Annotated in this window: 26 protein-coding genes; 20 read left to right on the plus strand and 6 right to left on the minus strand. The window is 64.6% G+C overall.

Annotated features, from left to right (window positions below):
* Window positions 1–130 precede the first annotated feature (130 nt).
* The 11 genes from BBA01S_RS26225 to BBA01S_RS26275 all read left to right on the plus strand — a co-directional run bounded on the left by BBA01S_RS26225 (window position 131) and on the right by BBA01S_RS26275 (window position 11410).
* Window positions 131–1060 carry a LysR family transcriptional regulator gene (locus BBA01S_RS26225; RefSeq protein ID WP_027819035.1) on the plus strand — a complete coding sequence of 310 codons (930 nt, stop codon included), beginning with the start codon at window positions 131–133 and terminating at the stop codon, window positions 1058–1060.
* 207 nt (window positions 1061–1267) lie between these two features.
* Window positions 1268–2011, plus strand: a complete 744-nt coding sequence (locus BBA01S_RS26230) for an IclR family transcriptional regulator (protein WP_027819036.1) — start codon at window positions 1268–1270, stop codon at window positions 2009–2011.
* Between the two features lie 82 nt (window positions 2012–2093).
* Complete coding sequence (locus BBA01S_RS26235; protein ID WP_027819037.1) at window positions 2094–3146, plus strand: cyclase family protein; 1053 nt, start codon at window positions 2094–2096, stop codon at window positions 3144–3146.
* Window positions 3147–3254: 108 nt separating this feature from the next.
* The gene (locus tag BBA01S_RS26240) at window positions 3255–3956 is read left to right on the plus strand and encodes an SDR family oxidoreductase (RefSeq protein ID WP_027819038.1); all 702 of its coding nucleotides are present in this window, start codon (window positions 3255–3257) and stop codon (window positions 3954–3956) included.
* 2 nt (window positions 3957–3958) lie between these two features.
* Complete coding sequence (locus BBA01S_RS42885; RefSeq protein WP_042297934.1) at window positions 3959–4918, plus strand: 3-hydroxyacyl-CoA dehydrogenase; 960 nt, start codon at window positions 3959–3961, stop codon at window positions 4916–4918.
* Between the two features lie 76 nt (window positions 4919–4994).
* A complete protein-coding gene (locus BBA01S_RS26250) occupies window positions 4995–6320 on the plus strand; it encodes a short-chain fatty acid transporter (RefSeq protein ID WP_027819039.1) in 1326 nt (441 codons plus the stop codon).
* A 51-nt stretch (window positions 6321–6371) separates the two neighbouring features.
* A complete protein-coding gene (gene catC, locus BBA01S_RS26255) occupies window positions 6372–6656 on the plus strand; it encodes a muconolactone Delta-isomerase (protein WP_027819040.1) in 285 nt (94 codons plus the stop codon).
* A 62-nt stretch (window positions 6657–6718) separates the two neighbouring features.
* On the plus strand, window positions 6719–7015 hold the full coding sequence (locus BBA01S_RS26260; RefSeq protein WP_027819041.1) for a YciI family protein: 297 nt from the start codon (window positions 6719–6721) through the stop codon (window positions 7013–7015).
* A 537-nt stretch (window positions 7016–7552) separates the two neighbouring features.
* The gene (locus BBA01S_RS42890; protein ID WP_084162559.1) at window positions 7553–9598 is read left to right on the plus strand and encodes a glycoside hydrolase family 28 protein; all 2046 of its coding nucleotides are present in this window, start codon (window positions 7553–7555) and stop codon (window positions 9596–9598) included.
* 122 nt (window positions 9599–9720) lie between these two features.
* Window positions 9721–9897 (plus strand): DUF1328 domain-containing protein, encoded by a 177-nt coding sequence (locus tag BBA01S_RS46125; RefSeq protein ID WP_027819042.1) that lies wholly within the window; start codon window positions 9721–9723, stop codon window positions 9895–9897.
* 340 nt (window positions 9898–10237) lie between these two features.
* The gene (locus BBA01S_RS26275) at window positions 10238–11410 is read left to right on the plus strand and encodes a porin (RefSeq protein ID WP_027819043.1); all 1173 of its coding nucleotides are present in this window, start codon (window positions 10238–10240) and stop codon (window positions 11408–11410) included.
* 88 nt (window positions 11411–11498) lie between these two features.
* Here the strand turns inward: BBA01S_RS26275 and BBA01S_RS26280 are convergent, their stop codons facing one another.
* The gene (locus BBA01S_RS26280; RefSeq protein WP_027819044.1) at window positions 11499–11897 is read right to left on the minus strand and encodes a PPC domain-containing DNA-binding protein; all 399 of its coding nucleotides are present in this window, start codon (window positions 11895–11897) and stop codon (window positions 11499–11501) included.
* Window positions 11898–12019: 122 nt separating this feature from the next.
* On the opposite strand from BBA01S_RS26280, the gene BBA01S_RS26285 reads away from it, so the two are divergent.
* On the plus strand, window positions 12020–13195 hold the full coding sequence (locus BBA01S_RS26285) for a polysaccharide pyruvyl transferase family protein (RefSeq protein ID WP_027819045.1): 1176 nt from the start codon (window positions 12020–12022) through the stop codon (window positions 13193–13195).
* Window positions 13196–13354: 159 nt separating this feature from the next.
* On the opposite strand, the gene BBA01S_RS26290 is transcribed toward BBA01S_RS26285, so the two are convergent.
* The 3 genes from BBA01S_RS26290 to BBA01S_RS26300 all read right to left on the minus strand — a co-directional run bounded on the left by BBA01S_RS26290 (window position 13355) and on the right by BBA01S_RS26300 (window position 17756).
* Window positions 13355–14521, minus strand: a complete 1167-nt coding sequence (locus BBA01S_RS26290; RefSeq protein ID WP_027819046.1) for a porin — start codon at window positions 14519–14521, stop codon at window positions 13355–13357.
* 566 nt (window positions 14522–15087) lie between these two features.
* The gene (locus BBA01S_RS26295; RefSeq protein ID WP_027819047.1) at window positions 15088–16641 is read right to left on the minus strand and encodes a DHA2 family efflux MFS transporter permease subunit; all 1554 of its coding nucleotides are present in this window, start codon (window positions 16639–16641) and stop codon (window positions 15088–15090) included.
* A gap of 188 nt (window positions 16642–16829) precedes the next feature.
* The gene (locus BBA01S_RS26300; RefSeq protein WP_027819048.1) at window positions 16830–17756 is read right to left on the minus strand and encodes a carbon-nitrogen hydrolase family protein; all 927 of its coding nucleotides are present in this window, start codon (window positions 17754–17756) and stop codon (window positions 16830–16832) included.
* A 108-nt stretch (window positions 17757–17864) separates the two neighbouring features.
* Between BBA01S_RS26300 and BBA01S_RS26305 the strand changes: the two genes are divergently transcribed.
* The 8 genes from BBA01S_RS26305 to BBA01S_RS26345 all read left to right on the plus strand — a co-directional run bounded on the left by BBA01S_RS26305 (window position 17865) and on the right by BBA01S_RS26345 (window position 24251).
* Window positions 17865–18797: a LysR substrate-binding domain-containing protein gene (locus BBA01S_RS26305; protein ID WP_027819049.1), complete on the plus strand. Its 933-nt coding sequence runs from the start codon at window positions 17865–17867 to the stop codon at window positions 18795–18797.
* A 162-nt stretch (window positions 18798–18959) separates the two neighbouring features.
* Complete coding sequence (locus BBA01S_RS26310; RefSeq protein ID WP_027819050.1) at window positions 18960–19268, plus strand: YXWGXW repeat-containing protein; 309 nt, start codon at window positions 18960–18962, stop codon at window positions 19266–19268.
* A gap of 123 nt (window positions 19269–19391) precedes the next feature.
* A complete protein-coding gene (locus BBA01S_RS26320) occupies window positions 19392–20165 on the plus strand; it encodes an RNA polymerase sigma factor (RefSeq protein ID WP_084162560.1) in 774 nt (257 codons plus the stop codon).
* Window positions 20162–20635 (plus strand): hypothetical protein, encoded by a 474-nt coding sequence (locus BBA01S_RS26325; protein WP_027819053.1) that lies wholly within the window; start codon window positions 20162–20164, stop codon window positions 20633–20635. The genes BBA01S_RS26320 and BBA01S_RS26325 overlap by 4 nt, the downstream gene beginning before the upstream one ends.
* The gene (locus BBA01S_RS26330; RefSeq protein WP_027819054.1) at window positions 20632–21159 is read left to right on the plus strand and encodes a periplasmic heavy metal sensor; all 528 of its coding nucleotides are present in this window, start codon (window positions 20632–20634) and stop codon (window positions 21157–21159) included. The genes BBA01S_RS26325 and BBA01S_RS26330 overlap by 4 nt, the downstream gene beginning before the upstream one ends.
* Before the next feature lie 145 nt (window positions 21160–21304).
* The gene (locus BBA01S_RS26335) at window positions 21305–22753 is read left to right on the plus strand and encodes a DUF1800 domain-containing protein (RefSeq protein ID WP_027819055.1); all 1449 of its coding nucleotides are present in this window, start codon (window positions 21305–21307) and stop codon (window positions 22751–22753) included.
* 5 nt (window positions 22754–22758) lie between these two features.
* Window positions 22759–23907 carry a DUF1501 domain-containing protein gene (locus BBA01S_RS26340; protein ID WP_042297935.1) on the plus strand — a complete coding sequence of 383 codons (1149 nt, stop codon included), beginning with the start codon at window positions 22759–22761 and terminating at the stop codon, window positions 23905–23907.
* Between the two features lie 134 nt (window positions 23908–24041).
* Window positions 24042–24251, plus strand: a complete 210-nt coding sequence (locus tag BBA01S_RS26345; RefSeq protein ID WP_027819057.1) for a YXWGXW repeat-containing protein — start codon at window positions 24042–24044, stop codon at window positions 24249–24251.
* Window positions 24252–24282: 31 nt separating this feature from the next.
* On the opposite strand, the gene BBA01S_RS26350 is transcribed toward BBA01S_RS26345, so the two are convergent.
* Both BBA01S_RS26350 and BBA01S_RS26355 read right to left on the minus strand, forming a co-directional pair.
* Window positions 24283–25707, minus strand: coding sequence for a carbohydrate porin (locus BBA01S_RS26350; RefSeq protein ID WP_042297936.1), 1425 nt, complete (start codon window positions 25705–25707; stop codon window positions 24283–24285).
* 104 nt (window positions 25708–25811) lie between these two features.
* Window positions 25812–25997, minus strand: coding sequence for a hypothetical protein (locus BBA01S_RS26355; RefSeq protein WP_027819059.1), 186 nt, complete (start codon window positions 25995–25997; stop codon window positions 25812–25814).
* Window positions 25998–26330 lie beyond the last annotated feature (333 nt).

Raw genomic sequence — 26330 nt, forward strand, 5'->3', positions numbered from 1 at the left:
AAGGGAAAATCCCGCCCCGCCTGGCGATTAGGCTTACCGACATGCAAACGGGCGCTCGCCTATGATGGCCGTGGCAGAGGCCCGCAGCGCGGGGCGGACACGATGAAGTCAGACGAAAGGGACAGGTGGGATGGACAAGTTATATAACATGTCGGTTTTTGCAAAAGTCGTCGAAATGGGGAGCTTCACCGCCGTTGCGAACCACCTCGACACAACGGTGGGCAACATTTCGCGTGCGGTGTCGGTGCTTGAGGAATCTCTCGACACGCGGCTCATGCAGCGTTCTACGCGTCGCCTCGTGATCACCGACGCGGGCCGGAGGTTCTACGACCGCTGCGTTGCCATCCTGACCGACGTGGAGCACGCGGAGGCCGAGGCGCGGGACGCCCTGCTCGAACCGCGCGGCAGGCTGCGCGTGCACTCGGTTCCCGGACTCGGGCGCAATCTCGTGACGCGCGCCGTGCTGGCCTATCGCGAGGCGTATCCGGATGTCTCGGTGGAGCTGCTGCTGTCGCAACGGATGCCGAACCTGCTCGAAGAGCAGCTCGATATCGGCGTCGTCATCACACGGACGCTGCCTGATTCCGCGTATGTCAGCCAGAACATCGGCACCAGCCATTGCATTCTCGCCGCCTCGCCTGCGTACCTGGCCGCTCACCCGGCGCCCGCATGCCCGGAAGATCTCATCGACCATCGATGCGTGCTTCTGGGTACGGTCGATTACGCGCCGGACGAGTGGCACCTCGAAAGTCCCGCGGGCAACGCGACCTTCCGTCCGACCGGGCCGCACTTCAGTGTCAACGACATGGACGCCATGTCACAGGCGCTTCGCGATGGGGCGGGAATCGGCCTTCTCGCGGCCTTCTCCGCCATGGAGCACCTGCGCAGCGGTGCGCTTGTTCGCGTATTGCCGCAGTACCACACGCACGTGCGCAACGTCTACGCGGTCTACCCGTCCCGCCAGTTCGTCGATGCAAAAATCAAGCGCTTCGTCGAGATCTTGAAGGCACATGTGGCCGATCATCTGGATTCCTATGCAAAGGAACTCGATATCGCTTGACCGGCGACTCTGCCTTCAGATCGCTAGTCGCAGGCTCGTCGAGATCTGCGTCGCTCGCGGGCACGACGTTGCGAGCGACGAGACCCGGATCAGCGGCTTCGCCAGGCCCGGGTGACGACGCCACCGCTAGCAGCCCTCCTGACGCATTTTAGGTGTTTACCCGTAAGCATATTGTCAGAACACTATCGGCATGCCGATAATGCTGTCATGGATGTGAAAACTGCTGTCCGCGTCTTCGATGTGATCAACCTCTTTGCCGAAGTGCGGCAACCGATGATCTACAGCGAAATTGCGCGTCGAACCGAGATCCCGCTTTCGAGCTGTCATGCCCTTCTGCAAACGATGGTGGCCAAGGGCTACCTGTACGCACCGGGCGTGAAGGCGGGCTATTACCCCACGCAGCGCCTGCTGCACGTCGCGCGCGACATTTGCAGCGAGGATCCGCTCACGCTGATGTTCCAGCCGCTGCTCCATGCACTGCGCGACGCGACCGGCGAGACAGCCGGGCTGGCAACGCTCGCGGGCAATCGCGTGGTCTATCTCGACGTGGTGCAGTCGCGCCAGAAGATCCGCTACAGCGACGAACCGGGCGGCTTCATGTCGATCGCGAGCGCCGCGGGCAAGGCGCTGCTGGGCGCGCTGGGTGCCGAGGGACGTCGCAAGTTTCTCGACAGCAACCAGCCGTTGCCGCTTGCGGCCGATGGCTCGGTGCTCGACCGCGCCAGGTTCGAACGCGAGATCGAGCAAGGCGTGGTCGACGGCTGGCATCGTTCGACCGGCGAAAGCGTCGAGGATGTTGCCGGTCTGTCGCGCGGTTTCCTGATTCACGGCGAAGCGTTCGCGCTCGTCATCGGCGCGCCCAAGGCGCGTCTGCTGAGAAACGAGCCGCAAGCCGTGCAGGCGCTGCTCGACGTGTACGCGCAGATACCGCCGTCGCTGCTCGCGACTTGATGCGAGCGAAGCGATCGAAAGCGATAAGCATTGCAGGACGCGCGTAAAAACAGCGCCGCAACAAGATGTGGAGGAAGACAGCATGCGTTGGAAGAACCGGCCGGATGGCTCGAACTGGGGCGACTTCGGCCCCGACGATCAGTTGGGCCGCCCGAACCTGATTGGCGCGGAGCAGGTGCTCAAGGGCGCCCAGGAGATCCGTGCGGGGCTGAGCTTCACGCTCTCGCTGCCGCTCGACTTCCCCGGCGAGAGCAAGCTCAACGTGCGCCGCCATCCTCCCGTGCTGCGGCCGACCTTTCGCGACGGCCTGCCCTATGTGAACTTTCCGTTCGCGCGCAACGAGCCTTCGGCGACCGACGTCGTGAGCGACGACCAGGTGCTGCTCTCGCTCCAGTATTCGACGCAATGGGATGCGCTGGCGCACGTCGGCGCACGTTTCGACGCCGATGGCGACGGCCAGGCGGAAAGCGTCTATTACAACGGCTATCGCGCGCACCGGGACATCGTCGGCCCGATGGAATATCGCGCGGAAAACGGCTTCGCACCCCATGCATGCGGCGGCGAGCACAGCCACGCGGACGTGCTCGGCATCGAGAACCTGGCCGTCAAGGGCATGCAGGGCCGCGGCGTACTGATCGATTTCGCGGCGCATTTTGGGCGCGAGTTCCGCACCATCGGCTATGACGACCTGATGCGCGTGATGGACGCGGACAGCGTGGACGTCGAGCGCGGCGACATGCTGGTGATACGCACCGGTTTCGCCGAGATGGTGCTGGAGATGAACAAGCAGCCGGACGAGGCGGTGCTCGCGAGCCATTGCGGCGCGCTCGATGGCCGCGACGACCGCCTGCTGCAATGGATCAGCGACTCGGGCATTGCCGCGCTGGCCGCCGACAACTACGCGGTCGAACGATATCCCGCACGCCAACCCGCGACAGCGGGCGAGCATCCGTTGATGCCGCTGCATCATCACTGTCTGTTCAAGCTGGGCCTGCCACTGGGCGAGCTTTGGTATCTGCACGATCTGGCGATCTGGCTGCGCGAGCATGGGCGCTCGCGCTTCATGCTCACCGCGCCGCCGCTGCGGCTGCCGGGCGCAATGGGCTCGCCGGTCACGCCGGTTGCGACAGTTTGATTTGATTTCCGCCTGAGGTCGTCGTCCGTTCGATCCCGATATGGCGCCAATTCAATAAGCAATCCTTCCTTTTCGGCACTAGATCAAGCAACTTATCGCGTCCACGACATGGCTAAAGAACGAGTTTTGATCACCGGCGGCGCTGCCGGCATAGGCGCGGCGTGCGCGGCACGCTGCGAGGCGGATGGCTACGAGGCGGTCGTGATCGACCGTGTGGGCAACGGCCTACTCGCCGATCTCACCGATACGCAGGCCACCGCAGCCGCGCTCGAACGTGCACTCGAAGGCGGCCCGATCACGCGCCTCATCAACAACGTGGGCATCGTCGTGCCCAACGATGCAGAGCATCAGACGCTAGAAGAACTCGAACTCGCGTGGTCGCTCAACGTGCGCTGTGCGCAGCAGTGCATGCAGGCGCTGCTGCCGGGCATGAAGGCGGCGGGCTTCGGGCGCATCGTCAACATGTCGTCGCGCGCGGCGCTCGGCAAGGAACTGCGCACCGCGTATGCGGCGACCAAGGCCGCGCTGATCGGCATGACGCGCGTGTGGGCGCTGGAGCTGGGCGTCCACGGCATCACCGCGAACGCCATCGGCCCCGGCCCGATCCGTACGGAACTGTTCGATCGCGCCAATCCGCCCGGTGCGCCACGCACCCAGGCGATCATCGACGCCGTGCCGGTCAAGCGCGTGGGCACGCCCGACGATATTGCGCACGCGGCTGCGTATCTGCTCGACGCCCGTAGCGGCTTTGTCACCGGCCAGGTGCTGTATGTGTGCGGCGGCATGACGGTCGGCGTCGCGGGAGTCTGACGATGGCGGACACTGCATGGCGGCGTGCGGGCATCGTCGGAGCGGGCAGCATCGGCGTGGCCTTTGCGATCGTATTCGCGCGCGCTGGCTGGCGCGTGCGCCTGTTCGATCCCGATGCGCAACGTCGCGCGGCCGCGCCCGATGAGATCGCGCTGCGTCTGGCCGATCTCACGCGCTTCGCGCTGATCGACGAAAGCGCCGCACAGATCGCCGCGCGCGTGGAGATCGTCGAGACGCTCGAAGCCGCCGCGCAAGACGCCGATCTCGTGCAGGAGTGCGCGCCCGAGCGCGTCGAACTCAAGCGCGAACTGTTCGTGCAACTGGATAAATGTACTCCGCCGCAGGCGATCCTCGCGAGCGCATCGTCGTTTCTCGCGGTAACGGAATTCGTCGATGCAAGCCTGCCGGGCCACGCGCGCTGCATCGTTGCGCACCCGGGCAATCCGCCCTATCTGGTGCCCGTGGTCGAGATCGTGCCCGCGCCCTTCACGTCCGCTGCCGCGACCACGCGCGCCATCGCGCTCTACGGCGAAGCGGGGCTCATGCCCGTGCGCGTGAAGAAGGAAGTGGCCGGCTTCATTTTCAACCGCCTGCAAGGCGCGGTGCTGCGCGAAGCGTATTGCCTCGTGCGCGACGGCGTGGCGTCCGTGGACGATATCGACACCGTCATGCGCGAAGGCCTCGCGCCGCGCTGGTCGGTAATCGGGCCATTCGAGACCGTCGACCTGAACACGCGCGGCGGCATTGCCTCGCATGCACAGAAGATGGGGCCATCTTACGAACGCATGGGCGCCGAGCGCGGCCAGCACGACCCGTGGACGCCCGACCTCGTCGCCCAGGTGGAAGCCGCACGGCGCGCGGCCCTGCCAATCGAACACTGGGACGCGCGCGTCGCGTGGCGCGACCGGCAACTGATGCAGCTCGCACGGCACCGCAAAAGCAGCTTGAAAACAGATGACTGAATCACACAAGAACTAGCCCGCTCGCCGCGATGCGAGAGAGACCCAAGAACTATTAATACCTGAAAGAGACACAACCATGCAGCGAGTCACTGCCTTCTTTACCGAGCTGATGCGCCGGTATCTGCCCGATCCCTTCGTCTTCGCGATCGGCCTCACCCTGCTCACGATGGCGCTCGCCGTCATCGTGCAAGGCCAGACCGTCACCGCGCTCACCACGAGCTGGGGCAAGGGCTTCTGGGCGCTGCTCGCGTTCACGACGCAGATGGCGGTGATTCTCGCGATGGGCTATGTGCTCGCCACCGCGCCGCTCACCGACCGCTTCCTCAACCGCCTTGTCTCGCACGTCGACTCGCCGCGCATGGCCATCATCGTCGCGACGTTGGTGGGCGGCATCGGCAGCTACCTGAACTGGGGCTTCGGCCTCGTGGTGGGCGGGATCGTCGCGCGCAAGCTCGCGCTGCGCGTCAAGGGCGTGCACTACCCGCTCATCATTGCGTCGGCCTATAGCGGCTTTACGCTGTACGGGCTGGGCCTGTCCGCCAGCATCCCAGTGCTGATCTCGACCAAGGGCCATCCGCTCGAAGCCCAGATGGGCGTCATTCCGCTCTCCGAAACGATTTTCTCGCCCACCATGCTGATGACGAGCCTCGTGACCATCGTGACGCTGCCGCTGCTCAATGCGTGGCTGCATCCGAAGGCGGGCCAGTCCGTGAAGGAAATCGACCGCGCGCTGGAAGAAGCGCCCAAGGCCGTGCCCGCGCTCGATATCGACGAAGGCAAGACGCTCGCCAACCGCCTGAACAACAGCCGCGTGTTGAGCTACGTGATCGGCGCAATCGGCATGGGCTATGTGGCGCTGCATTTCGTGCAGGGCGGCTCGATCGACCTGAACCTCATCAACTTCTTTATTCTGTTTCTCGGCATCCTGCTGCTCGGCACGCCGATCCGTTATGTGGAGAAGCTCAACGAAGGCATTCGCACGATCAGCGGCATCATTCTTCAGTACCCGTTCTACGCGGGCATCATGGCGATCATGGCATCGTCGGGTCTGGTCAATACGCTATCCGAAGCATTCGTGAAAGTCGCCACGCCCGCCACGCTGCCGTTCTGGGGCTTGATCAGCTCGTTCGTCATCAACTTCTTCGCGCCTTCGGGCGGCGGCCATTGGGTCATTCAGGGGCCGTTCATGATCGAGGCGGCGAAAACGATTGGCGCATCGGTGGGCCATACGTCGACGGCCGTGATGCTGGGCAATGCGTGGAACGATCTCGTCCAGCCGTTCTGGATCCTGCCCGCGCTCGCGCTTTCGAAGCTCAAACTCAAGGACATCATGGGCTATACGGTCATCATGATGTTCTGGATCGGCATTGTCTATTCGGTCGCGATTCTCGTTTGGGGCTAAAGCAGCGCGGCCTGCGCGCTTTCTGACATTCTTATTCATCGGAGATTAACCATGCTGTATCTCGTGCACATGCAGGTGCAGATTCCGCACGGCACCGACGCCGCGTACGCCGACAAACTCAAGGCCGAAGAAAAGGCCTTCTCGCAGCGGCTTCAGCACGAAGGCAAATGGCGTCATCTGTGGCGCGTCGCGGGCGAATACGCCAATTACAGCGTGTTCGACGTGGAATCGAATGACGAGCTGCACACGCTGCTGTCCGCGCTGCCGCTGTTTCCGTTCATGAAGATCAGCGTGACGCCGCTTGCACAGCATCCTTCGGCGATCGCACCGAACTGAACGCCGAAAAAACGCCGAAAAAAAGCCGAACCGAAGCCCGAACGATTAGCCGGAACCACACGATGCCGTTTCTCATCGAGACATTCGACAAGCCCGATCATGCTCACGTGCGCGCGCGCGAACGCGACCTGCATCTGGACTTTCTCGCGCAGCACAAGACGCTGCTGCTCGCCTGCGGCGCCAAGCTCAACGACGATGGATCGAGTGCGGGCGGCGGCATCTATATCGTCGATGTCGAGACGCGCGAAGCCGCCGAAGCGTTCATCGCCCAAGACCCGTTCTCGCACGCCGACCTGTTCGAGCGCGTGAGCATCGTCCGCTGGCGCAAGGCCTATGTGGACGGCGTCTGCCACCTCTGAGCGCTTGGGCGTTCCCTTCCCTCGGACGGCGCCGCCCCTGTACGGCGCCGGTTTGGCCCGTCGCGCGCCCCTCCAGCGCGACGGGCCGTTTTTCGGGGTTTGTGCTCGATCAAAGAAAGACGCGATGCGGCGTCGAGTTGATCTGGGCGAATTCGTTATTGGCGCTGTCGCGCTAAACGCTGTCCCGCATCGCTGCCAGCATTTGCGCCAGATTCAATTCACGTTGCGCTGAGTCATGAGTGCAGCAGAATATCCCGTCATCAACGCACGCATGCATTGATGCCAGGCAAGCCATACCGCCTGATCGCCTCATCGATTGCGAGCACCCAGCATTGCCATCGCGCATAACGGCGCAATTTTTCCTCAGTCATCCTGAAAAAATCTCAGGGCATCTACCAGGTGTGATGTCGCTTCGTCGGATCCTTACACTACGCACCGTTGTAAGACAACCTGGCGGCAGCAAGCGCATTGTCAGATGAGTGGCTTGCCGATCTCCGCGCTTCCCCGCACTCCCCACGCTCTCCGACGAGATCACACATGGCAATCCCCTCCTCCGGCAACGCCCCTGGTTTTCCTGAACGCGCCGATGCGCCGCGCCCGCGAATCGCATCGACGCTGCCTGGCGTGATGTGCGCCATGAGCGCGGCGCTCGCGCTTACCGCGTGCGGCGGCGCGGGGCCATCAGCGTCCAGTAACGGCAGCAACGGCAACGTCGAAAACAGCACGTCAGCGTCCGTGGCCGCATCGGCGAGCCAGAGCGCGGATAGTTCGCCCGCTGCAAGCGACGCGGCTGCAACGCCTGCATCCGGTACGCCCGCCACGCCCGCCAGCGACGCAACGGGTAGCACCACGCCAGCGACGCCCACTGCCGCCGGCTTCCAGGTCGGCACGACGACCGCGGACAGCGCACTGCCGCCCGAACCCACACTGCCCGCCGCCAGCCAGGTCTGCGCAACGCTGAACGCCAACCTCACCGCCCAGCCCAACGGCCTGCTGCCCGACAGCGCCGACGCCGCCGACACCGCGCCCGACACGTCGCGCCTCCAGGCCGCGCTCACCAGTTGCACCAACGCCGCCAGCACGGGCATCGCCACCAACAAGGCCGTGCATCTGGTCGCGGGCCCCGGCGGCGCGAACGCGTTTCTCTCAGGCCCGCTCAACCTGCCGAGCGGCGTCACGCTCTGGATTGACAGCGGCGTCACGCTGTACGCCTCGCGCGACCCGCGTCAGTACGACAAGACCAAAGGCACGGCAAGCTGCGGCCTGATCACCGCGAGCGACAACGGTTGCAACGCGCTCATCACCGCGGCCAAAACGGCCAACAGCGCGGTGATGGGCGACGGCGTCATCGACGGTCGCGGCGGCAGCCCGCTCGTCAGCAGCATTGCCGGCGATCCGGCCTTGCTCAAGCGGCCCGACGGCAGCGCCATGAGCTGGTGGGATATCGGCTGGCAGGCCAACGTCGTGCAGAACGCCTCGCAGAACAATCCGCGCCTCATCCAGGTCAACAACGGCCGCAACTTCACGCTCTACCGCATCACGCTGCAGAACGCGCCCAAGTTCCATGTCGTGCCCAGCGGCATCGACGGTTTCGTCGCGTGGGGCGTCAAGATCTTCACGCCGACCGCCGCCTACGAGGCCATGACGAACTACCTGGGCGCGCCCTACAGCACGCTCAACGCGAAGAACACCGATGGCATCGACCCCGCCAGTTCCGGGCCGATCACGAGCAATCCTGGCAACCCCGGCAAGCTCAGCGGCGACGCCAGCAATATCCTCGTCGCCTACACGTCGATCCGCACCGGCGACGACAACATGGCCATCAAGGGCGGCACGGGCGCCGTCAATGGCCGCACCTACAACGTCACCGTCGCGCACAGCCACTTCTACGAAGGCCACGGCATGTCGATCGGCAGCGAGTCCGCGGGTTCGGACAACGGAACGGCCAATACCGATGTCACCGCCGTCGATGGCACCTATCCGAGCGTGAGCAACGTGAATGTCTACGACCTCGTCATGGACGGCGCAGACAACGGCCTGCGCATCAAATCGGACTGGAGCCGCAGCGGGCTGATCGCCAATATCAATTATTCGAACGTCTGTATTCGCACGGCGGATCCCACGGCCTCCCTGAAACCGCAGGCGCTGATTTTCTCGCCCTACTACAGCGCGACGACCAATGCCGGGCTCTATCCGAACTTCCGCAATATCAATCTTGACGGCATCCGCATCGTCAATGCATCGGGCTATACGTTCCAGGGCTTCAATACGACGAGCCCGATTCTCGCGGGCAAGGGCTGGTCGGCGGGCGCGAGCGGTTTGCCGAATCCGCCGGTGATCAATCCGCTGCAAATCACGCTGAATAACGTGGTGGCCGATGTCGCGCCGCTGTCCATCGTGGCCGCCGACGCGCAGATCGCCGTCGGTGCGGGCGGCACGACGCTGCCGCTGCAAGGCCTGGGCAGCAGCGTGACGCTCACGCAATCGGCAAGCGGCGCGGCCAATCCGCCAGTCGATTGCAGCCTGGCGTTCGTGCCGTTCCCGGGAAGCCTGGGAGCCCTGGCGGCACGCCCGGTACGTTGAGCGGGATTTTCGTTCGCGAGCCGGGCCGGGCCGGGCACACCGCTTGCTGCCACCTTACAGCATCCAATCAGCCCAGTCCTGGCGAGCGCCTGGCGCCGCCCACACGCGAGGAGAAAATCGAAATGCTGAAACTGGCCCTGTTCTTTGCTATCGTGGCCGTCATTGCGGCCCTGCTCGGCTTCACGGGCGTCGCCGCAGGCGCGGCCGCCATCGCCAAGATCCTGTTCTTTATCTTCCTCATCCTGTGCGTTGCATTCCTGCTGCTCGGGGTGTTCGTCGCGAAGAAGATCGTCGATTAGCGGTGCGGGCCTGCGTTGCCGCGATGGCAGCGCAGGCCCCGCCTCGACGCCCAGGATAGCCAAAGACATTTAACGGTTCAGCCCCGCCGCGCGGCATTCGCCCGCGCATCCATCCGCTTTCATCGGCCTTTCCCGGCTTTGCGATTGACTCGCACTTAAATTTTTCATGTCAAAAACCTAAACCAAGTTTCATTTTGCAGGCCATTTTCGACATGTACCTGTAATTGCATTTCCTTAAATTCTCGGTTCCTGCTGCATCGCTGCGAACCATGTGAATTGGACTCCTAACCACACGCTCGTCCATACGCATGGTGACTTATCTTTCTACTACGGAACCGACATGAAAAAAGCGTTGTTGAATACTCTCGCGCTCGCCACCCTGGCTGCGTCGTCGATGGCGCACGCGCAAAGCAGCGTCACCCTGTACGGCACGGTCGATGCGGGTCTCGACTACATCAGCAACCAGAAATCGTCGGCAGGTCACGGCGCTACGTATGGCATGCAGTCCGGCAACGTCAGCACGAGCCGCTGGGGCCTGCGCGGCGCCGAGGACCTGGGCGGCGGCCTCAAGGCGATCTTCGACCTTGAAAACGGCTTCTCGACCGTGACCGGCAAGGGCTCGAACGGCGGCTATATGTTCGGCCGGCAGGCCTGGGTGGGCCTGTCGAGCGACCAGTACGGCACGCTCACGCTGGGCCGCCAGTACGACGCGCTGGTCGACATGATCGCGCCGATGTCGGCAACCGGTTCGGGCTTCGGCGGCAACATTGCCGATCACCCGTTCGACAACGACAACCTGAACAACGACGTCCGCATGAACAATGCGATCAAGTTCCGCAGCGCGACCTACGCGGGCTTCCAGGCCGAAGCGGCCTATGCGTTCAGCAACGCGGGCGGCGCGTTCGCGCAGAACAGCGCCTACACGTTCGGCGCATCGTGGAACGGCGGCCCGATCAACCTGGCGGTCGCGTACTTCCAGGGCAACGAACCGGGCTCGACCACGAGCGGCGCATTGTCGGCAGGCACCAACACCGACAACGATCCGATCTTCGTCTCGAACCGCACCCGCACGCTGGGCGCGGGCGGCAGCTACACGATCGGCGCGGCCAAGGTCGGCCTCGTGTTCACGCGCTCGATGATCGCTTCGCCGACGGAAATCGCGCAAGGCGGCTCGCTTAACTCGTTCTCCGCCGACTACCTGACGTTCAACAACTTCGAACTGAACGGCCGCTACCAGCTCACGCCGCAATTCAGCCTGGGCGGCTCGTACGTGTACACGGACGGTTCGCTGAGCCGCACGTCGGGCAATGCGTCGCCGCACTGGAACCAGTTCATGCTGCAGGCCGACTACGCACTCTCGAAGCGCACCGACCTGTACCTCGAAGGCGTGTACCAGCGCGTTTCGGGCGCCAACGGCATCTCGGTGCTGGGCAATGCGTCGATCTACAACCTCGCGGCTTCGTCGAGCAACACGCAGGCCGTGGTGGCAGCAGGCATGCGCCTGAAGTTCTGATGATTCGAACGATTCGGGCGAAAGCCCGAATTCAATTCGTGAATGCGGCGGAGCGAATGGTCGTGATGACCGGCGCTCCGCCGTTTTTCTATTCGTCCTTGCGTACGACGAGTTCCGTAAAACCCGTCTGCGCATCATGCTCGCGCGCAAAGCGAAAACCCGGCAGCAGCATCACCAGCACTTCCGCCGTGGTGCGAACGATACAGCCGTGCGCGACGTGACCGCCAGAGACACGTCCCTGCGCATCGGACACGCTCATATGCAGGTGCGGGCCATCGGGCGACCACGTGCCCGCCAGCGTGAGAATTTCGTAGTCTCCGTACATTGTCGTGGGCTCATCGATACCCGCGTAGCGCAATGCCACGGCGCTCAGGCTGCCGATCCCCTGCACGACATAGACCGCGTTCACGCGCTGCTGCTGGATCGCACGGCCAAGCGCATCGCGCAGGTCATCGCCAGGCGACAGTCGCAAAGGTAGCGCCTGCATGTTCGCTCCTCTCGTGGGTTCAAGCGCCCCAGATTAAGGCGGTTCGCAGCGGCGCGCAATCGGTGGATCAGTGGATCAGTGGCGTAGTATCGAAGGCGTCCGGCTCATCAGGAGCGGCGCCCATGCCCTCGACTGCTCCCGTCGTTCTATTCGGTGCGTTCGATCGCCACAATCTCGGCGATCTATTGTTTCCTCATGTGCTCTCGCACATGCTTGCCCCACGCGAGGTTCATTTTGCAGGGCTTGCTGCGCGTGACCTGCGCGCGTTCGGCGGACATCGAATCATCGCCATCGATGAAATCGCCGCCAGCGGCTACGCGTTCGATCTCGTTCACGCGGGCGGTGAGCTATTGACCTGCGATGCATGGGAAGCCGCGGTGATGCTTGCACCGCCGCAGCGCGTGCCGGCGCTCATTGCCGAGGAAAACACATGGAAGGCCGATCCGCTTGCGTGGTCGCAACGTCACCTCGGCCTGGCGGCTCGCGCGCCTTATGTCCTTTCTAAAGCCGCATTGCATCGCTCGTGCTTGATCTTTCATGCGATGGGCGGCGCGGGCCTCGATCGTCGTGACGAGGCCTTTCGCGACGAAGTCATCGACAAACTCAAGCAAGCCGATCAAGTCAGCGTGCGCGATCGCCGGACACACGCTCATCTGCGCGCGCGGGGCATCGACGCGGCGCTGATCCCCGATCCTGCCGTGATGGTCGCCGAATTATTTGGCGCACGCCTGCGCGCTCATGCGGCACGCGCCATCGTCGACGCTTTCCCACAGGGCTACGCGGCCATTCAATTCGACGCAAGTTTTGGCGACGACGCCATGCTCGACGTGCTGGCGCGCGAACTCTCGCGTGTCGCGAAGGAGCATGGCCTCGCCATCGTCCTGTTTCGTGCAGGCGCTGCGCCGTGGCACGACGACCTCGACGCATACGCGCGCCTGCAGCAGCGTCTTCCCGCGCAGACCACGTTATTCGATTCGCCGAACATCTGGGACATCTGCGCGCTGATCGCATCGAGCCGCGTCTACGCTGGCAGCAGCCTGCACGGCAGGATCGTGGCGATGGCCTGCGCGATACCGCGCGTCAATATCGTGCACAGAGAGGAGAGATTGCAGCCGCCCAAACAAGCCGCTTTTGCAGCGACATGGGAGCCACGGAAAGTCGCCGCAACGGCGAATGGAGAAGAACTGGCGGAGGCGATCGGCGCTGCATTGCAAACGGACGCCGCACTACTTCGCCACACAGCAGACGACCTGGCGCGCCGCTATCGCGGGGCTTTCGAAGCAACAATGGCCCTATAAAACAAGGCCCAAAACGCAACCGGCCCGTCGGCGAAACATGCCTTGTGAGCACATTTCGCACGACGGGCCAGCTGTGACGCTTGCCGTCTAACGCGCGGGCGAACCGGCCGATCCGCCGCGCGCGCTATTCAGCCTGCGTATGAAGCAGTCAGGCTTCGATTAGAAGCGGTGACGCAGACCAACCGTTGCAGCGACCTGGTTTTGCGAGGTCGACGGCGACAGCGTGTTGATCATAGCAACGTTCGCACGGCCATTGCCGAACGAGCCCGAAGCGTGCTGGTAGACGCCTTCGACGTACACGTCGGTGCGCTTCGACAGCGAGTAGTCAGCTTGCAGCGAAGCCGTTTGCCACTTCGGATCGGTCGAACCAGCCGAGCTCTTCAGCTTGCCGTCCGTGAACGTGTACGAAGCGTCCAGGCTCAGGGCCGGGGTCAGTGCGTAACGGCCGTTCAGCTCGAAGTTGTCGAGGTGCAGGTTCGTGCCGGTCGGAACGACGAAGTTCGTCGCTGCGCCGTCTTGCGAGCCAGCCAGCAGGTTTTCGTATTGCGTGTGGGTCCACACGAAGCCGACCGTTGCCGGGCCGTACGTGTAGTTCACGCCAGCACCCATCGTGCGCTGCGTTTGCGCCGTCAGGTTGAAGTTGCTGCTGTTGCCTGCGTTGACTGCGCCGCTCGACTGGTTCGACTGGTTAATCGAGTTGTTCATCTGCAGGTAAGCTGCCGATGCGTTCAGCGGGCCGTTGTTGTACGAAGCACCAACGCTCCATGCGCGGTTGTTCGAGAACTGGCCAGCGTCGTTGCTGAAGCCGTACAGGCCGCCGAACTTGAAGCCAGCGTAGTTGACGCTCGTGTACTTCACTGCGTTCTTGATCGAGAACGAGTGGTCGAGGTTGTCGTTGTCGAACGGGTGAGCGGCCAGGTTGTTGCCGTAGCCAGCGCCTGCTTCCGACAGCGGCGACAGGAAGTCAACCATCGAGTCGTACTGGCGGCCCAGCGTCAGCGTGCCGAAACGGTCGCTTTGCAGACCGACGAACGCTTGACGGTTGAACATCGTGTTGCTTTCCGACTGCTTGCCGTTGCCCAGGTTGAAGCCGTTTTCCAACGTGAAGACTGCATGCAGACCGCCGCCCAGGTCTTCGCTGCCCTTCAGGCCGAAGTACGTGTCCGACAGCGAGCCGCTGCCCTGGTTCCATGCCGAGTGGCCGCCAGCGTTGTTCGCGTAGACGATACCCGCATCCAGCGAACCGTACAGCGTGACGCTGCTTTGTGCGTGAGCCGAAACTGCGAACGCGCTCAGGACGCCCGCGATGATCAGAGTGTTCTTCATGACTTTCCTAAATAAACTTGCTTGACTTGCTTTGACTTGCAGATCGCAATGAGACGGCTCCGGGTATAGGTGCCATCCCGCAATCTCCGGCGAAGTTTAAGTGCCACAGACGGTAAAGCGGATGATTTACACGGTGGAACAGATATTTGCGAAATATGGAAATATCGAGTTTTTGGCGCTTAAAACCTTGTCTCAAAAGGGAAAATTCCTACTGCGTTCGTCATCTGGCTGTCACACAGCTGTGGCAATCACGCGACGCTGTTGTCAAGTTAGTGAATTTGATTATTGTCAAAAGAAGCTCAATTTGGACTCAACCCCTATGCTAATATTTCGCCCTCTGTGGTAACTCCGGAACAGTTGCCAAGGACTAATGGGGTGGCCGAGTCTGCGGCCACCCCATTTTTATTTGTGGCCCGTCACCATCCTGAAAGCCTCCGGACGAGAAAAAGCCGGCGCACCGATAATCGGCACACCGGCTCCCGGAAAATCCGCCAGTTAATTTACAACCCGTAACACTCGATTACGGGTTGTAAATCCGCGCTTTAAGCGCGTGATAAAGACCGTTATTAATGCGCGCCCGCCGCGCTCGACGCATCGGCAGCGCTACGCGAAGGTCGCGTAATCCAGATCAGCGGAATGATGGCGATAAAGATGATCGCCGAGATATAGAAGATGTCGTTCAGGCCCATCACCGCAGCCTGCGAATCCACCGAGTTGTTGAAGAGCGCATAGGCCGAGTCGCCGCTCAGATGCAGCGCGCCGTGCAGCGTGTCCATCTGCTGCGTGAAGACCGGATTGGTCGGGTTCGCCTGCTCGGTGAGGCGCGCGTGATGCAGGATCGTGCGATCGTTGAACGCGTTGCCGATCAGCGACGTGCCCACCGCGCCGCAGAACGTGCGCGCGAAGTTCGACAGCCCGGCCGCAGCAGGAATCTTTTCGGGCGGCAGGCCCGAGAGAATGATCGAGGTGAGCGGCACGAAGAACATCGCCATCGGAATGCCTTGCAGCAGCGTGGGCAACACGATGTCCCAGTGCGAAACATCGGTATAGAACTGCGTGCGCATCATGAAGACCACCGCGAAGCCTACAAAGGCGACCGTTGCGATGTAGCGCGGGTCGCTGCGCGGCAGCAGCCGGCCGATGATAGGCGTAAGCAACACCGCGAATACGCCCAGCGGCGCGGTCGCCAGCCCCGAATCCACGGCGCGATAGCCCAGATAGCCCTGCATCCATTGGGGCAGCAGCACCAGCGTGCCGAAGAACATGCCGTAGGCCACCGAAATCGAAATCGTCCCGCCAGCAAAATTGCGCTGCGTGAAGAGGCGAATATCGACCACCGGATTGTCTGCAGTGAGTTCCCACACGATGAAGAACGCGAAGCCCACCAGCGCGATCAGTCCAAGCGCGACGATCAGCGGCGAGTCGAACCACGCGAGATCCTTGCCCTTGTCGAGCATGATCTGCAACGACGCCACCCAGACGACCAGCAGCATCAGGCCGACGCCGTCGATCGGCATGCGCCGCGTGGCCGATTCGCGCTCGCGATAGATCGCCCACGTGATCGCGGCGGCGAACAGGCCCACGGGAATGTTGATATAGAAGATCCACGACCAGTTGTAGTCGTACGTGATCCAGCCGCCCAGCGACGGCCCGGCGATCGGGCCGACCAGCGCCGTCATCGACCAGAGCGCGAGCGCGGTCGACGACTTCTGTTTGGGCCACGAGCCCAGCAGCAGCGCCTGCGAAAGCGGCGCGAGCGGCCCGGCCACGACGCCTTGCAGAATCCGTGCGCCGAGCAGCGTGGGCAGATTGGGCGCGATGCCGCACAGCCACGAGGCAAGCACGAACAGCAGGATAGAACTGACGAATAGCTTCACAGTGCCGAAGCGTTGCGTGAGCCAGCCGGTCAGCGGAATGGAGACGGCATTGGCCGCCGCGAAGATGGTGATGACCCACGTGCCTTCGTCGACCGACACGCCGAGGTCGCCCGAGATCGTCGGGATCGCGACGTTGGCAATCGACGAATCGAGCACGTTCATGAACATCGCCAGCGACACGGCCACCGTGCCGAGCGCGAGCTTGCCGCCGCTGAGCGGCGCGAGGGATTGGGGTGCAGACATGGATTACGCGTGTGATGGACAAGGGCCGGCGGCATGGCGCGGGCCATCCGGGAGCCTGACAGAGCCGGGCGCTGCGATCAATGCCCAAACACGCATCAATGACTGACAGCGGCGACAATAATGCGCGCCCCCTATGCCACGTCAGTTAATCAGTCATCCAAACTATCTGCACCACTAGGGCGACGACCTCAATCGCCCACAAAATTCACCGTGCGCTTCGCCCGCTCGTCGACCGTCAGCGAAAACACGTCGGGCCGCGCATAATGCCCCGTCACGTCGAAGTCGTATCGGGCGCGCACGAGTTCATCGGTATCGATCTGCGCCGTCACGAGCCCCGTCTCGCCATGCAACGGCCCGGCAAGAATATCGCCCAGCGGCCCGACGATCACGCTGCCGCCGTTGATGAGCGGCCGCGCCGGATCCCAGCCCGGCACCTCGATACCCAGCGCCGCAGGCGACGGCTGCACCTGGCACGCGCTCACGACGAAGCAACGTCCCTCATGCGCGATATGACGCATGGAGCACTGCCAGACCTCGCGTTCGTCGACGGTCGGCGCGCACCAGATCTGCACGCCCTTCGCGTACATGGCCGTGCGCAGCAGCGGCATATGGTTCTCCCAGCAGATCGCCGTGCCCGCAAGGCCCGCGCCGGTCTGCACCACCGGCAGCGTCGAGCCGTCGCCCTGCCCCCAGATCAGCCGTTCGGTGCCCGTGGGCATGAGCTTGCGATGCTTCGCCACCAGCCCCTCGCGCGGATCGAAGAACAGCGCCGTGCAAAAGAGCGAACTGCCCGCACGCTCGATCACGCCAATCACGATCGACGCTTCGCAACGTGCCGACAATGCGGCGAGCGCATCGGTTTCCGGGCCCGGCACGTCGATGGCGTTCTCGAAGTACCGCGCAAACGCTTCGCGGCCTTCGGGCAGCCGGTAGCCTAGCCGCGTGCCGAAGATTTCGCCCTTCGGATAGCCGCCCAGCAACGCCTCGGGCATGACGACGAGCGCGGCGCCCGAAGCGCGGATATCCGCTTCGAACGAAAGAATATGGTCGAGCGTGGCGGCCTTGCCCTGCGGCAGTGAGCCGATCTGCAAGGCGGCGATAGTCGATTTCGGCATGAGGGTTCTCCGTGATCCGGGGTTATTGGTGTTGAGCCACATAACAAGGCGAATCCGTATGATGACGGGGTCACAACCTCGCGCCCACGCGCGGCACCACTTTCTGCTATGCCTGCCAGTGATATCGCCAGCGTCGACCTGAACCTGCTGAAGATCTTCGAAGCCCTGTTCGAAGAAGGCGGCGCCAGCCGCGCCGCGATCCGGCTGGACATGACGCAGTCCGCCGTGAGCGCGGCGCTCAAGCGCCTGCGCGTGCTCTACGACGACCGCCTGTTCACGCCGACCGGCCGCGGCCTCGCGCCCACCGCCCGCGCGCGCGAGCTCAAGCCCGTCGTGACCGAGGCGCTCGATCGCGTGCGCCAGAGTCTCGCGATTGCCTCGCCGCATCCTGCGAGCTTTCAGGGTCGCGCCGTGGCCGTCGGGCTCTCCGACGATTTCGAGCTGGCGCTGGGCCAGCCCATCATCGAGCATGTCGCGCGCCATGCGCCGGGTCTGCGCGTGATCTTTCGCCAGACTTACAGCCAGATCGTGAGCGACAGCCTGGCCACCCAGGAGATCGACCTGGCCATTGCGGCGGGCGGCTTTGGCGCGCGCGGGCTGAGCCATCGTTCGCTCGGCCAGGGCGACTATGCGTGTCTCGTCGATGCGGCTTCGCTGCCGGACGAGGGCCACGGCGCGCTCACGCTCGAAGCCTTCGTCGCGCGCGGGCACATTCTGGTGTCCTCGGGCGGCGTGGTCGGCATCGTCGATGAAGCACTGGCCGCACAGGGCTTGAAGCGCAACGTGATCGCATCGACCACGCACTTCGCCGCGCTGCCGCATCTGCTCAAGGGCAGCCGGGCCGTCGCGACCATTCCGCGCCACGCCGCCAGCGCCATCGCGGCGCTCACGGGGCTGCGGCTCGTCGAATGCCCGCTCGCGCTGCCCGGCTACCCGATCGAACTGGGCTGGCGCGCCAATGCGCTGCGCGACGCCGCCGTGGCCCGCGTGCGCGACGCCATCGACGCCTGCGCCCACTTTCCGGGCCCACGGCGCGACTAAGCACACCTGTAAGCGCACCTGAAAGCGCAACTCGAAGCGCACCGGAAAAATATTTCGCCGGATAGCGACGGATTTCTCCCGCGGCCCCCGTTCAAGGGTGACAAGGACGCACGAACGCTGTGCGCCCATCACGAACAACTCATGAACAACGGGAGGGATTCCATGTCCCGCAAGACGCTTCAGTCGTTCCGATCGCTGCTCGTCGCCGCCACGCTGGCGCTCGCGGGCGGCAGCGCCATCGCCCAGACCATCATCGTCGCGCCGAACGCGCCGCCGCCGCCGCGCGTGGAAGTCGTGCCGCCCGCGCGCGCGGGCTACGCCTGGGATCCGGGCCACTGGCGCTGGGCCCACGGCGGCTATGTGTGGGCGCCGGGCCACTGGCAGCCCGTGCGCGTCGGCCACCGCTGGGTGCCGGGCCACTGGATCGAGCACGGCCCGAACTGGCGCTGGGTACCGGGCCATTGGGCCTAAGTCGACGATCAAGGCGCCGATCATGAAGACTCTGCTTATCATCGCACTGGCCGCGGCGGTTCTCACGGGCTGCATCGTCGAACCCGCACGCCCTGCGTATTACCGGCCCGCGGTCGTCGTATATTGAACGCTCGCGAACCGGCCGACGCCGCCGCCACGGCGGCGCGGCCCGAACCGGCGCACGCCCTGGGAGGGCACGACGATGAGACCCGCACGGCCCAGGCCGCTGCCGATCCGCGCGCGCACGCCGCGCCGCCGACGGGCCGCGCCTTGAACGACGGACAGGAGCGCGCATCCGCGCGCGAACCGGCGTCGGCTGCGTCACGGGCCGCCGAAGCGGATCCTGATGCGAACCTGATCGCCCGCGTCGGCGCGCGCGACGCGGGCGCAGTGCGCTCGCTCGTCATGAACAAGCTGCCGCGTCTGCTCGCGCTCGCAACGCGCATGCTGGGCGACCGCATGGAAGCCGAAGACGTGGCCCAGGAGGCGTTCATGCGTATCTGGAAACAGGCGCCGCACTGGCGCACCGGCGAGGCGAAATTCGACACGTGGCTGCACCGCGTCGCGCTCAACCTCTGCTATGACCGCCTGCGCGGCCAGCGCGAGACGCTCGCGCCCGACGCCGACGCCTTGAACGAAGTGGCCGATCCGGCCGCGCGCCCCGACGAACGCATGGAGTCCCGTTCACGCGACGCCCGCGTGCGCGACGCGCTGGCTGCGTTGCCGGTGCGTCAGCGCGAGGCTCTCGTGCTCACTTATTATCAGGAGCTTTCGAACGCCGAGGCGGCCGCGCTCATGGACATCACAGTCGATGCGCTCGAAAGCCTGCTGGCGCGCGCGCGGCGCACCCTGCGCGCACAACTGGCCGGCGAAGGGCCCGGCAAGGATCGAGCATGACACCCGAACGATTCCACACACTCGTCGAAGCCTATGGCGCCGACCCGCGCCGCTGGCCGCAGCTTGAGCGCGCCGATGCGCTCGCGTGGGCGCGCGCGCATCGCGACCAGGCGGACGCCGTGCTCGAAGCGGCGCTGGAACTGGACGCCTGGCTCGCACGCGACATGGTCGCGCCGCCCTCGCGCGCGCTCTTCGAGCAGATCGTCGAGAGCGCGCCCGTGGCCGTGCCGGTGCAGGCCAACGCGGATCGCACGCGGCGCAGGCGCTTCTGGTGGTCGGGAGCGGCGTTCGCGGGCGTCGGGTTGGCGGGCGCCGTTGCTGGAGCGGTGGCGATGTCGGTCATGCTCGCGGGCAACACGCTCGCGAGCGGCCACGGCGCACAACAAGAGCTGCTGCATGAAGCCACGCACGAAAGCAGCTATCTGGGTACGAGTTTCGGCGGTTCGAACGCCGATTGGGGTGATGAATGAACGCACGCTCGTTGAAGGTGCTGATTGCGGGATCCGTCCTGCTCAATGTATTTCTGCTCGGCGGGATTGCGGGCGGCGCGTGGCGCTGGTTCGCCTCGCGCGACGTCACGCAGGCGCAGGCGCCCATACAGGGGCAACCCGCGCAACGCGCGGCGCTGCGCTTCGCCACCGACTATCTTTCGCCGGACAGGCAGCAGCAATTCGTCGATGCCCTGAAGGCCGCGCGCCGCGAAGGCCGCGACGATGCGCGCGCCGCCCGCGACGATCGCCGTCAGGTGCTCGACCTGCTGGCCGCGCCGAATTTCGACCGCGCGGCGCTCGATGCCGCGCTCGCACGCACGCGGGCGTCCGATAGCGCGTTGCGCGCGAAAGTCGAAAGCGGCGTCGCCGATTACGCGGCCACGCTCACGCCCGAGGAACGCGTGAAGTTTGTCGAAGGCCTGGAGCGCAGCGGGCAATGGCGTCTGCCGCCGCAAAAGCGCAAGGCCGAATCGCAGGCAAGCGCGGCGCAACAGACGCAGTAATCGCCCCGTATTTCGGCCCGGTAACCGAAGGCAATAAAAATATCGGCAGGACAGCGACGGATTCTTGCGCGGGCCGCGTTTAAGGACAGTAAGCCGCACAACGAACGCCCTTAATCGCCCTTCACTGCCCTGACGAGGAACGCGCATGGACAGCCCGCCCACCGCCCGCGACGCCGCGATCGCGATGAACCGCTTCGGCCTGGGTGCGCGCGCTGGCGAAGCACCGCCCGCCGATCCGCAACGCTGGCTGCTCGACCAGTTCGCGCACTACGCGCCGCTGCCTGCCGCGTGGCGCGACGAACCCGGCGCGGTCGCGCTCGCCACGCGCTTTGGCGAGGAACGCCAGCAAGGCATGGCCGATAACGCAGCCAGCAACGCACAAACCCAGACCGCGAACAGCGACGCCGCATCGAACCCACAGGCCGCCCGTCAGGCCGTCAATCGCGCCATCCGCCGCGAAGGCGCCGACGTCTATCGCAGCGCGGTCAACGCGCGCCTCACCAGCGCGCTGCAAACCGATACGCCCTTCGTCGAGCGCCTTGTCCACTTCTGGTCGAATCACTTTGCCGTGTCCGTCGACAAGGCGGCCATCGCGGGCCTGGCCGGTGCGTTCGAAATGGAAGCGATCCGCCCGCACGTGCTCGGCAATTTCGAGGACATGCTGGTGGCCGTCGAGCAACATCCGGCGATGCAGCTCTTTCTCGACCAGGCCCGCTCGGTCGGGCCGGACAGCCGCGCCGCACTGCGCGCCGATCAACGCGATCCTGCCCACAAGCGCGGCCTCAACGAGAACCTCGCGCGCGAGATCATGGAACTGCACACGCTGGGCGTGCGCACCGGCTATACGCAAGAAGACGTGACCGAATTCGCGCGGGCCCTGACCGGCTGGAGCGTGGCCGCCGCGCGCGGCCCGCAGCCGGGCAATGCGCCGCCCGGATCGTTCGTGTTCCGCCCCGCCTTGCACGAGCCGGGCACGCGCACGGTGATGGGCCGCCAATATGATCAGGATGGCGAACTACAGGCCCGTGCGATCCTGCACGACCTCGCCCGCGCGAGCGCCACTAGCCGCCATGTCGCCTTTCAGCTGGTACGCCACTTCGTCGCCGACAACCCGCCTCCTGCGCTCACCGAACGTCTCGCGCAGGCCTTCGAGCAAAGCGGCGGCGACCTGCCCACGGTCTATCACGCGCTGGCAACGGCGCCCGAAGCGTGGGCCGCGCCCGACGCCAAATTCAAGACGCCGTGGGAATGGACGGTGTCGTCGATGCGCGCGCTTGGCTGGCGCGACCTTGGCGACCTCAAGGCCGCGCCGCTGCTCACGCAACTGGGCCAGCCCATCTGGCGGCCAGGGTCGCCCGCGGGCTACGACGATATCGCCGCAAGCTGGGCCGCGCCCGATGCGCTGGTCAGGCGCGTCGAAGTCGCGCAGCGTTTCGCCGCGCGCGTGGGCGACCGCATCGACGCGCGCGAGCTTGCACCCACGGTATTGCCCGGCACGTTGACGCCGGCCACCGCCACCGCCGTCGCCCATGCAGAAAGCGCGCCCACCGCGCTCGCCCTGTTGCTCGTTTCGCCTGACTTTTTGCGGAGATAACCGCCATGCTCTCCCGTCGCCATTTCCTGCGCGTCGCCGCTGCTGGCGCAGGCGCCATGCTCGTCGCGCCGCAGATCGTGTTTGCCAGCGCCGCCACCGACCGCCGCTTCGTCTTCGTGATCCAGCGCGGCGCGGCGGACGGCCTCAATATCGTCGTCCCGTACGCCGAGCCCGCTTATGCGGGCCTGCGCGGCGCGCTCGCCATCGACAGCGCGAACGCCACGAAACTCGACGGCACGTTTGCCCTGCATCCCTCGCTCGCACAGACCGCACAGATGTACAAGACGGGCCAGGCGCTGTTCGTGCATGCAGTGGCGTCGCCGTATCGCGACCGCTCGCACTTCGACGGCCAGAACGTGCTGGAGACTGGTGGGCGCGCGCCCTATCAGGTGAAGGACGGCTGGCTCAACCGCCTCGTCGCGCAAGTGGGCGGCACGCGCGAAAACGCCATCGCGCTCGCGCCGACCATGCCGCTCGCGTTGCGCGGTTCGGCGCGCGCAACTTCGTATGCGCCTTCCGCGCTGCCGGCTGCGTCCGACGATCTGCTCACGCGCGTCTCCGCGCTCTATGAAGGCGATGCGCAATTGCATGGCTTATGGAATTCGGCGATGACGGCGCGCGGACTGGCAGGCGACGCGAGCGCGCGACAGGATCCCGCGAGCGTCGGCAAGCTCGCGGCCGGCTTTCTCGCGCGTGCGGACGGCCCGCGTATCGCCATGATCGAAACCGGCGGCTGGGACACGCATAGCGCGCAGAACGCACGCCTGTCGAACCAGTTGAAGGCGCTCGACACCATGGTCGCGGCGCTGCGCGACAACCTCGGGCCGGTGTGGGACAACACGACCGTGCTCGTGGCGACCGAGTTCGGCCGCACGGCGGCGGCCAACGGCACCGGCGGCACCGATCACGGCCAGGGATCGGTGGCGATGCTGACGGGCGGCGCCGTTGCGGGCGGGCGCGTGATCGCCGACTGGCCCGGCCTGCGTCCGGGCGACCTCTATGAATCGCGCGACCTCAAACCGACTGCCGCACTCGACGGCCTGATTGCGGGCGCCGCCGCAGAAGCCCTGCGGCTCGACCCGCAACGCACAGCAGCCACGCTATTTTCGCAAGCCGGCGCGACGCGGCCCATCACAGGACTCGTGCGTGCCTGATGCCAACGATCTGCCAGCAGCAAGTGACGGATTCAGTGCGAGGAGACCATTTACTTCGGCATCCAAAATTCATTTACCGAAGTCTCGCACCATAACTCAAGCCAATTAAAACCGTCATCAAGGAGGAATACACTGTGAAAACAAAACTCGTTTTCGCCGCACTCATCAGCGCCGTCCTGCTGTCCGCCTGCGTGGTCGAACCCGCGCGGCCCGCGCAACCGCCGCCGCGCGTCGAAGTCGTGCCGCACGCGCCCCAACCCGGCTACCACTGGGTCAAGGGCCATTACCGCTGGGAAGGCAACCATTGGGAATGGATTCCGGGCCACTGGGCCGCTGCCTGGTAATTCTGCGGCGTCCCTACGGACGCCTTCAGCATCAGAATGCGATCGTCGTGCGCACGCCGACGATCGCCTCGTCTCCCACACGGCGCGTGGCATTCTGCGGATCGGGAATGCCACCCGCCGGCCTGAACAGGTACTGGAAGTCGGCCTGAACCTGCCACCACGGCGCGACCTGGTATTGATACGTCGCTTCAAGCACGGTTTCCGCACTGCGCGATGGATACCCCGGCGTCACGGCGGCCGTGTCGCTCGCCAGATCCCGCGCGTGGGAACCGATCTGCGCGTATCCCACGGCCAGCCCCACCACATCGTTGTCGCGGCCCTTGAACGGCGCCTTCAGGCTCACGCCGGCATTCACGGCCAGGTCGACGAGATTGCGGTCGCCGGGCGCGGCCATCACGCGCGCGAAAACACCCAGCGATTGCGGGCTGTCCGCAGCGGGACGCCAGATCATCTGATCTGCGACCGCATAAACGCCGTAGTCGCCTTTATGCAGGCGCGGCACGCCGGTGCTTGCCGGATTCGCCAGAGAAAGACCAGTGTTATCGAAACGCTGATCGGCAAACTGCGTCGTGTCGTACCAGAATCCCAGCTTGTAAGTGCCTGGCAATCCTGATGTCTTTGCCGCAGCCGCATCGGACGGCGCGGGATTGAGCGCATATTGCACTTCGCCGATAAAGAGCGCGCCATCGTGCAGGTTGAAATTGGTGCCGTGTGCGTTGAGCTTTTGCGGGTCGCCCGTCCCGTTGCCCGACGGATTGCCGTCGAACACGCCCGTCAGCACCGTCAACGTGTCGGTCGGCATGGCGCGCAGGCGCACGCCCAGCGCCGAAAGCGGATACGCGGGGCCGCCTGCCGGCATGTCGACCGACGGCAGCACCGGCCAGCCGAAGGTCGCGTTCATGAACGTATTGGCGTACTGGCTCGTCATGAACTCCTGGTCGAGACTTTGCTGGCCGATCTTCACGTCGGCCTTGCCGCCCGCGAAACCCTGCTGGTACCAGAGTTCCCACAGACGCGTCGTCGCATCGGCTTCAATACCCGAAGCGGGCTGCAACGCTAGCAGATTGCGCTGCGTGAGATTCGTGCCGTGAATCTGCAACGCCGACACATTGAAGATGCCGCCCGGCAAGCCGAAGGCCTTTTGCGTATCCACGCCGACGCTCATTTCGGTGAGCCCGTCGTAAGCCCCGCCGCGATGAATCCCGCCCGAGAGATTGTTCAGGTACTCGCTGGTCTCCTGCAAGCCGAACGAGATCCCGCGATCGCCGAGCCAGGGACGCAGCCCACCCATGTCGCCGAACAGGGTCGCGCGATCCCAAAGACCTGGCGGTGCGGCCGGCGCGGCCGCGTCGCTCGCTTGTGCGAACGCCGCAGGCGAAAACGCGAAGGCCAGCAGCGCGGCGGCGCCCAAACGTGAAACCCGGAACGACGGCGTAATGTTGAGGTGCTTTTTCATGATGTTTTTTATGGGGACGAGTTTGCCCGCGCAAAGGCGAAGCGATTGCGAAAAGCGATCCGGTTTAATTGCGGCTCGCAGTGCGAGCACAGCGCTTGATACGACTAGGAAAACCACCAGTTCAGACGCAGTGCGCGATCAATCTCGCTGGAAGCGGACGATGCGCACAGCACCGCTGCAAGCGCGATGGCTGCAACGGTCAGCGCCAGCATGAGCACGGCAGGCGCGACACGCGGACACGGCGGACGGGATCCGCCCAGGCATGACGTAACGATGAATTTGACGGACATGAGCCCACCTCCGCCCGCCCGGTTCAATCGGGCTTTATCGGGCGATGAATGAAGACACGCGCGAAGACGTGCCGACGCCTCGCAGGCGTGCCTGCGAAAGACGGTTCAACAGAGGGAGCGTGCTACGACGAAACTGCGAAGAAACCACGGAGCGCGCCAACCCGACCAGAGCGAGTTGGCGGCGAAGGAAATATCCTGCGGCGCCTAACTCGCGGATGAGACGCCGGCGCGGGCCGGCATCCAACTTCCACTGCTAGAGCATGTGTCCACGAGGGACTCCTTTCGATGTGACGGGGCGGATTGTATTCGGCACTTGCGCAAAACCGCAAGTAA

This window comes from Paraburkholderia bannensis NBRC 103871 (genome assembly GCF_000685015.1).
GTDB lineage: Bacteria > Pseudomonadota > Gammaproteobacteria > Burkholderiales > Burkholderiaceae > Paraburkholderia > Paraburkholderia bannensis.